This window comes from Roseicyclus sp. (assembly GCF_018402035.1).
Taxonomy (GTDB): domain Bacteria; phylum Pseudomonadota; class Alphaproteobacteria; order Rhodobacterales; family Rhodobacteraceae; genus Roseicyclus.
Genome location: NZ_JAGYJN010000021.1, coordinates 1 through 8,379 on the forward strand (window position 1 = coordinate 1; position 8,379 = coordinate 8,379).

An 8,379-nucleotide genomic window follows, 5' to 3' on the forward strand; every position below is an offset into this window, starting at 1 on the left:
GCGCAAGGCGCGGGGGCGGTTCGTGAGCATTTGACCTAATTCCTGCGAGAGCTTAACGCAGATCGGGCGGCACGGCCTCGGCGGTCAATTCGGCCAGCACCTCGGACAGCGGGCGCAGTTGGGTCTGGCTTTCGCCCAAGCGGCGCAGGGTGACGGTGCCTGCTTCGACCTCATTGCGGCCGATGGCGAGGATGACGGGCACCTTGCCGACCGAATGTTCGCGGATCTTGTAGTTGATCTTTTCGTTGCGGGTATCGGCCTCGGCGCGCACGCCTGCGGCGCGCAAGGCAGCCACGGTTTCATGAACGGCCTCATCCGCCTCGGACACGATGGATGCGACGACCACTTGGCGCGGCGCAAGCCAAAAGGGCAGCTTTCCGGCGTGTTCTTCGATCAAGATGCCGATGAAGCGCTCGAAGGAGCCAAGGCAGGCGCGGTGCAGCATCACGGGGCGGTGCTTTTCGCCATCTGGGCCGATGTAATTGGCATCCAACCGCTCGGGCAGGACGAAATCGACCTGATGGGTGCCGCATTGCCATTTGCGCCCGATGGCGTCGGTCAGGGTGAATTCGAGCTTTGGCCCGTAAAAGGCGCCTTCGCCGGGGTTCAGCACCGGCTCGATCCCGGCGGCGCGGGTGGCGGCCAAAAGGGCGGCCTCGGCCTTGTCCCAAACCTCGTCACTGCCGGCGCGTTGTTCGGGGCGGGTGGAGAACAGCACTTCGAACGCGGCAAAGCCCAGATCGCGGTAGATGTTCGACAAGAAATTGATAAAGCGCGCGGTCTCTGCCTCGATCTGGTCTTCGGTGCAGAAGATATGCGCGTCATCTTGGGTAAAGCCGCGCACGCGCATGATGCCATGCAGCGCGCCCGAGGGTTCGTAGCGGTTGCACGATCCAAACTCGGCCATGCGCAAGGGCAGATCGCGGTAGGATTTCAGGCCGACGTTGAAGATCTGCACATGGCAGGGGCAGTTCATGGGCTTGAGCGCATTCACGGCCTTTTCGCGGGCATGGTCTTCGTCCACTTCGACGATGAACATGTTTTCTTGGTATTTTTCCCAATGGCCCGACGCCTCCCACAGCTTGCGGTCGACGACTTGGGGGGTGTTCACCTCGACATAGCCGCCGCGCTTTTGCTGGCGGCGCATGTAATCTTGCAGCGTGGTGTAGATGGTCCAGCCATTGGGGTGCCAAAAGATCTGGCCGCGCGCCTCTTCTTGCATGTGGAAAAGGTTCATCTCGCGGCCCAAGCGGCGGTGGTCGCGCTTTTCGGCCTCTTCCAGAAAGGTCAGATGCGCCTTGAGGTCGTCGCGGTTCTGGAATGCCGCGCCATAGATGCGTTGCAGCATCGGGCGATTGCTATCACCGCGCCAATAAGCGCCTGCGACGCTCATCAGTTTGAAGGCATCGGCGGGGACTTGGCCGGTATGGGCCAGATGCGGGCCACGGCACATATCTTGCCAGTGGCCATGCCAATACATGCGGATCGGTTGCCCCTCGGGGATCATGCCGACAAGCTCGACCTTGTAGGGTTCGTTGTTGGCCTCGTAGTATTTGATCGCGCGCTCACGCTCCCATATCTCGGTCGTGACGGGATCGCGGCGGTTGATGATCTCGCGCATCTTGGCCTCGATCTGGCCAAGGTCTTCGGGGGTGAAGGGCGCGCTCCGGTCGAAATCGTAATACCAGCCGTTTTCGATGACGGGGCCGATGGTCACCTTCACATCGGGCCAAATCTCTTGCACGGCGCGCGCCATGATATGGGCAAGGTCGTGGCGGATGAGTTCGAGCGCTTGGGGGGCGTCTTTCATCGTATGGAGCGCAATCGAAGCATCCGCTTCAATCGGCCACTGCAGGTCAAAATGCGCGCCGTTCACGCTGGCCGAAATGGCGGCTTTCTCCAACGATTTGGAGATGGAGGCGGCGACTGCGCCGGGCGTGATGCCAGCGGGGTAGTCACGCGCATTGCCATCGGGGAAGGTGAGGGTGATCTGGGCCATCTATGGCCTCCTCGTCGGTTTGGCGCCTACGAAACGCCCGGTTGCGGGTATGTCTTGGCGGTGTTTTGGCGCGATGATGTACCGAAGTCAACGGCCCGTTGGGCGGGTTTGGGATTGCCCCGCGCGTCGTGCTGGCGCAGGATTCCAGAAAAACAGGGGGTGTGCGGCATGGTGCAATATCTCGAAACGGCGACGGGGCGGCGGTTGGCCTATCATCGCCATGACGGGCAGGGGCCGGGCGTGGTGTTTCTGGGCGGCTTGCGCTCGGACATGACGGGGACCAAGGCGGTGCATCTGGAAGAATGGGCGCGCGCAACGGGCCGCGCCTTTCTGCGGTTCGACTATTCGGGCCATGGGCAAAGCAGCGGCGCCTTTATCGATGGCTGCATCGGGGATTGGGCCGAAGATGCTATTGCTGCGATCACTGCGCTGACCACGGGGCCACAGGTTTTGGTGGGTTCATCCATGGGTGGGTGGATCAGCCTGCTTTTGGCGCGGCGCATGCAAGAACGGTTGGCCGGGCTGGTCACCATCGCCGCTGCCCCAGATTTTACCGAGGATGGAATGTGGGCCGAATGGTCAGAAGCGCAGCGCCGCATGTGTATGGAACTGGGCCAAGTTGCGCTCGCATCCGACTATGGCGATCCGATGATCATCACGCGCCGCATGATCACGGATGGGCGCGATCAGCTTGTGCTGCGCAGCCCCTTGCGGCTGGATGTGCCGGTGCGGCTACTGCAAGGCACGGCGGATGTGGATGTGCCGATGGCGGTGGCGCTGCGGCTTTTGGACCATTTGGACGGGGGCGATATTCGCCTTGAACTGGTCAAAGGTGCCGATCACCGCTTTTCCGATCCGGCCTGTTTGGCGACGATCACGCGCGCGGTGACGGAGGTTTTGGGTAATGCCTAGGGTTCTGCGCGTGCTTTCTTGGCTGATCGGCGTGGTGGCGACGTTGATCGTGATCTTTTGGCTTTTGCCGCGCGAGCGGGTTGCGATGGGCACCCTGTCCGTGATTGACGATCCGGCCAGCTTTCTTGCCGCGCGCGAGGGGGCGTTTGACGATATCCGCCCCGGTGACGCGGCGCAGATCATCTGGGCGGGCGAGGCTGGGGCGGTCACGCCGATTGCGGTGCTCTACCTCCACGGGTTTTCCGCCGGGCCCGAGGAAATCCGCCCTGTGCCTGATGATGTGGCGCGCGCGCTGGGTGCGAATTTGGTCTTTGCCCGGCTGTCGGGCCATGGGCGCGATGGGGCGGCGATGGCTGTGCCGCGCGCGGGCGATTGGCTGGATGATACGGCGCTGTTTTTGGAGATTGCGCGCCGTGTGGGTGAACGGGTGATCGTGATCGGCACCTCGACCGGCGGGACGCTTGCCGCTTGGGCTGCGACCGATCCGGGCATGGCGCGCGATGTGGCGGGGGTGGTGTTCGTGGCCCCCAATTTCGCGCTCGCCAATCCGGCGGGTGTCTTGCTCGAATGGCCCTATGCGCGGGCGTGGGGACCGCTTGTGGCCGGGGCTGAGCGCAGCTTTGAACCGATGAACGAGGGTCAAGCCGCACATTGGACGACGCGCTATCCCATCGGGGCGGCGGTGACGCTTGGCACGCTCTTGCGCGAGATGCGGGGGCGCGATCTGGGCCAAGCGATGCAGCCCGCGCTGGTGCTATTTTCGGATGCGGATCAGGTCGTGGATGCGGCGGCCATGCGCGACGCGATGGCGGGTTGGGGTGGGCCGGTCGATCTTGTCGCGCTGGAGATGCCCGCCCAAGGGGCCGACCCCTTTGCCCATGTGATCGCGGGCGATATCATGAGCCCGGCGATGACCGCCACCGTGACCGCGCGCATCTTGGATTGGGCCGAGGGGCTTTCGCGCTGATTGGCGCGCTTGACCCTTTGCGCGCAATTTGTCACCGAAAAGGGCGGCAGACCGGGGCGACCCCGGCGGGGGAGGGCATATGGCACAGGTCGATCACGCAGCACTTTGGGATTTCTGGATCGACCGTGGCGGCACCTTTACCGATGTGGTGGGGCGTGCGCCCGATGGGGCGATCCATCCGCTCAAGCTTTTGTCGGAAAACCCCGAAGCCTATGCGGATGCCGCCATCGAGGGCATTAGGCGGCTTTTGGGCGGCGTGATCGACCCCGCGCGGATCGGCACGGTCAAAATGGGCACCACGGTCGCCACCAATGCGCTTTTGGAGCGCAAGGGCGACCGGACATTGTTGCTGATTACCAAGGGGTTTCGCGACGCGCTGCGCATCGCCTATCAGGCACGCCCCGATATCTTTGCCAAAGAGATCATCCTGCCCGAACAGCTGTACGCGCAGGTGATCGAGGTCGAGGAACGGCTGCGTGCGGATGGATCGGTCGAGTTGGCACTGGATACCGCCCCCTTGCGCGGCCCCTTGAACGCGGCGCGCGCCGATGGGATCGGGGCAGTGGCCATCGTCTTGATGCATGCGTGGAAAAACCCCGCGCATGAGGCGGCTTTGGCGGCGCTGGTGCGCGCCATGGGCTTTTCGCAGGTCTCGGTCAGCCACGAAGTCAGCCCGCTGGTCAAGCTGGTGGGGCGGGGCGATACCACGGTCGTCGATGCCTATCTCTCGCCCATCTTGCGCCGCTACGTCGCCCGCGTGGCCGATGCGCTGGGCGCGACGCCGGCGGGCGAGCCGGGGCCGACGCTGCAATTCATGATGTCCTCAGGTGGCATGACGGCGGCCGAACGCTTTCAGGGCAAGGATGCCATCCTGTCCGGCCCTGCGGGCGGTGTTGTCGGCATGGTGGAAACGGCTGCTGACGCGGGTTTCGACCGGGTCATCGGTTTCGACATGGGCGGCACATCGACCGATGTGGCCCATTTTGCGGGCGACTATGAGCGCGCCTTTGATACTGAGGTCGCGGGCGTGCGCATCCGCGCGCCGATGATGCGGATCAACACAGTCGCCGCCGGGGGCGGGTCGATCCTGCATGCTGAACCGGGGCGGTTCCGCGTGGGGCCGGACAGTGCGGGGGCCAATCCCGGCCCCGCCTGTTACCGGCGCGGCGGGCCACTGACAGTGACGGATGCGAATGTGATGCTGGGCAAGCTGCGCCCCGAGTTCTTCCCCCGCGTCTTTGGTCCGGGTCAGGATGCGGCGCTCGATGCCGAAGTGGTGCAAGCGCGCTTTGCCGAGATCGCCAAGGCCGAGGGCAAAACCCCCGAGGCGGTGGCCGAGGGGTTCTTGACCATCGCCATCGAGAACATGGCCAATGCGATCAAAAAGATCAGCGTCCAGCGCGGCTATGATGTCACGAAATACGCGCTCAACGCCTTTGGCGGGGCGGCGGGTCAGCATGCCTGTCTGGTGGCCGATGCTTTGGGGATGGAGGCGGTGCTGATCCATCCGCTCTCCGGCCTCTTGTCAGCCTATGGGATCGGGCGGGCGACGGTTTCGGCCAGTCGGCAGCAAGCCTTGGTCAAGGATTTGGGCGCGGACAGCCTTGGTGCCATTGATGCCTTGGCGGGCAATCTCCGCGCGGCGGTGGCCGATGAGCTTTCCGAGCAAGGGGTGGATATTGACGCGGCCCTTGCCGCGACGCGCCTGTATCTGCGCTATGCAGGCACCGATACGAGTTTGCCGGTCGTTTGGGGCGGCGATGCCGATGCCGCGCGCGCCGCGTTCGAGGTCGCACACAAGGCGCAATTCGGTTTTGTCAGCCCCGACAAGCCCGTCACGGTCGAAGCGGTCGAGGTCGAAATGCGCGAGGCCCCGCGCGACAAGGGCACAGATGTGCTTGCGGAGGTCATGGAGCGCGCGGCCAAAAGCGACACCCATGTGCCGATCTTTTGCCAAGGCCGCCATGTGCAGGCCGCCGTGTTCCCGCGCGCGGCCCTTGCCCCCGGCGACACCATCACCGGCCCCGCGCTGATCATCGAGGAGAACCAAACCATCGTGGTCGAACCCGGCTGGCGGGCCGCATTGACCGCGCGCGATGATATTGTGATGCGCCGCCAGGAAAAGATCGCGCGCAGCATGGCGGCTGGCACGCGCGATGCCGATCCGATCTTGCTGGAGGTGTTCAACAACCTGTTCATGAATATTGCCGAGCAGATGGGCGTGGCGCTGCAAAACACCGCCCATTCGGTCAATATCAAGGAACGCTTGGATTTTTCCTGCGCGGTGTTTGATGCGACCGGCGCGCTGGTGGCCAATGCGCCGCATATGCCGGTGCATCTAGGCTCGATGGATCGCAGCGTCGAGACGGTGATCCGGCTCAATGCGGGGCGCATTCGCCCCGGTGATGTCTTCGCGCTGAACGCGCCCTATAATGGCGGCACGCATCTGCCCGATATCACCGTGGTTTCACCCGTCTTCGACGATGCGGGCGAGACGATCCTGTTCTGGGTCGCAAGCCGTGGGCATCATGCCGATGTGGGCGGAACAGCACCCGGTTCGATGACGCCCTTGGCCACCACGGTGGACGAAGAAGGCGTGTTGTTCGACAATTTCGTGTTGGTGGATCAGGGTCAGTTTCGCGAAGATGCGTTGCGCCATTTGCTCACCGATCACCCCTATCCGGCGCGCAACCCCGACCAGAATATCGCCGATCTCAAGGCGCAGATTGCCGCGAATGCGCGCGGTGCCGCCGAGTTGCACAAGATGGTCACGGAATTCGGCCTACCCACGGTGCAAGCCTATATGGGCCATGTGCAGGACAACGCGGCAGAAGAGGTCGCGCGGCTGATCGGGCGGCTGTCGGATTGCGCCTATGACTATCCGACCGATACGGGCCAAGTGATCCGGGTCAAGATCAGCGTCGACCGGGCGGCGCGGACCGCGACCGTTGATTTCACTGGCACGAGCGACGCCATGGGCAATAATTTCAACGCCCCCGAACCGGTGACACGCGCCGCCGTGCTTTATTGTTTCCGCGTGATGGTGGAGGCGCCCATTCCGATGAACGCGGGCTGCTTGCGGCCCATCAAGATCATCATCCCCGAAGGCTCGATGCTGCGCCCCGCCTATCCGCGCGCGGTGGTGGCGGGCAATGTCGAGACATCCCAGCATGTCACCAACGCGATTTTCGGCGCGCTGGGGACGCTGTCCAACAGCCAAGGGACGATGAACAACCTGACCTTTGGCAATCAGACCTACCAGTATTACGAGACGATCTGTTCGGGTGCCCCTGCGGGGGTGATGAATGATGGGCGCGGCTTTGCGGGCACATCGGGGGTGCATACGCATATGACCAATTCGCGGCTGACCGACCCAGAGGTGCTGGAGATGCGCTTTCCGGTGCTCTTGGAGCATTTCGGGCTGCGCCCCGGCTCGGGCGGCAAGGGGGCGTTTGACGCGGGCGACGGGACCGAGCGGCGCTTGCGGTTCTTGGAGCGGATGGATTGCGCGATCTTGTCGTCACATCGGGCCAGCCCGCCGCGCGGGATCGCGGGCGGCGGCGATGGGCAGATCGGGCGCACAGAGGTGCGGCGCAAGGATGGATCGGTCGAGGTGCTGCGCGCCTGCGACCAGACGGTGTTGGAGGCGGGTGAGGCGGTGACGGTGATCACGCCGACGGGCGGCGGTTACGGCAAGGGCTGAGGCGTTTTCCTGCAGGAAAACGCGTGGGAAAACACGTGTTTTCCGCCCCCGCCTTGCGTCGGCGCGCGCCGCGCCGCAAAAGGGGTGAGAGCTATGTCGAAGGGAGGGGCCAGCATGCCCAAAGGTTACATCATCGGCCATATCACCGTGAACGACGCGGAGGCCTATAAGGAATATGTCGTGCGCGATACGCCAATCCTGCAAGGGCTTGGCGGGCGTTTCATCGTGCGCGGCGGTCAATCGCAGGTGATGGAGGGCGAGACCCTCATGCGCCATGTGGTGATCGAGTTTCCAAGCTACGCGGCCGCAATGACGGCATACAACGACCCAGACTACCAAGAGGTTGCTGATATCCGCCGCCGCACTGCCAATAGCGTGATCATCGTGGTCGAAGGCACGGAATAAGCCCACAAAAATCTTGCGCGCGCCCGGCCACGGCCCGGCGCGCGCAATTGTTTTCAGTGACCGTAAAGCCCCGCACTGCGCGCGCGCAGTGTGACGAGCGCCAGCACCGTGTCGATGGTGGGCGTCGCGGTGCCGGTCACGCGGCCAAGCTCTTGCACCGAGCCCAAGAGCGCGTCGATCTCCATCGGGCGACCTGCATCAAGGTCTTGCAGCATCGAGGTGCGATGCGCGCCAACGGCGGCCCCGCCATCGATCCGGCGGTCCACATCGATGGGGAATTTCACGCCAAGTTTTTCTGCAATCTCTTGCGCCTCAAGCATCATGCCGCGCGCCACGGCCCGCGTGCCGGGATCGGTGCAGAGCACATCGAGCGTGGCATGGGTGAGCGCCGAG

Annotated in this window: 6 protein-coding genes; 4 read left to right on the forward strand and 2 right to left on the reverse strand. The window is 63.9% G+C overall.

The genetic code is table 11. From position 1 onward, the window contains the following. Nucleotides 1-52 precede the first annotated feature (52 nt). Nucleotides 53-1,999: a threonine--tRNA ligase gene (thrS, locus tag KG698_RS14185; protein WP_213686215.1), complete on the reverse strand. Its 1,947-nt coding sequence runs from the start codon at nt 1,997-1,999 to the stop codon at nt 53-55. A gap of 168 nt (nt 2,000-2,167) precedes the next feature. Between thrS and KG698_RS14190 the strand changes: the two genes are divergently transcribed. The 4 genes from KG698_RS14190 to KG698_RS14205 all read left to right on the forward strand — a co-directional run bounded on the left by KG698_RS14190 (nt 2,168) and on the right by KG698_RS14205 (nt 7,986). Next, a complete protein-coding gene (locus KG698_RS14190; protein WP_213686216.1) occupies nt 2,168-2,911 on the forward strand; it encodes an alpha/beta hydrolase in 744 nt (247 codons plus the stop codon). Continuing rightward, entirely contained in the window at nt 2,904-3,878 is a 975-nt protein-coding gene (locus KG698_RS14195) for an alpha/beta hydrolase (protein WP_213686217.1), read from the forward strand. Before KG698_RS14190 ends, KG698_RS14195 begins: the two co-directional genes overlap by 8 nt. Nucleotides 3,879-3,957: 79 nt before the next feature. After that, complete coding sequence (locus tag KG698_RS14200; protein ID WP_213686218.1) at nt 3,958-7,581, forward strand: hydantoinase B/oxoprolinase family protein; 3,624 nt, start codon at nt 3,958-3,960, stop codon at nt 7,579-7,581. 114 nt (nt 7,582-7,695) lie between these two features. Then, on the forward strand, nt 7,696-7,986 hold the full coding sequence (locus KG698_RS14205; RefSeq protein ID WP_213686219.1) for a DUF1330 domain-containing protein: 291 nt from the start codon (nt 7,696-7,698) through the stop codon (nt 7,984-7,986). Between the two features lie 53 nt (nt 7,987-8,039). Here the strand turns inward: KG698_RS14205 and KG698_RS14210 are convergent. Next, nucleotides 8,040-8,379: ketopantoate reductase C-terminal domain-containing protein (locus tag KG698_RS14210; protein WP_300984119.1), on the reverse strand; the 340-nt coding region annotated here is incomplete at its 5' end.

Coding starts and splice junctions, on each gene's coding strand:
- thrS (WP_213686215.1), bottom strand. CDS start 1,999: ATGGCCCAGATCACCCTCACCTTCCCCGATGGCAATGCGCGTGACTAC.
- KG698_RS14190 (WP_213686216.1), top strand. CDS start 2,168: ATGGTGCAATATCTCGAAACGGCGACGGGGCGGCGGTTGGCCTATCAT.
- KG698_RS14195 (WP_213686217.1), top strand. CDS start 2,904: ATGCCTAGGGTTCTGCGCGTGCTTTCTTGGCTGATCGGCGTGGTGGCG.
- KG698_RS14200 (WP_213686218.1), top strand. CDS start 3,958: ATGGCACAGGTCGATCACGCAGCACTTTGGGATTTCTGGATCGACCGT.
- KG698_RS14205 (WP_213686219.1), top strand. CDS start 7,696: ATGCCCAAAGGTTACATCATCGGCCATATCACCGTGAACGACGCGGAG.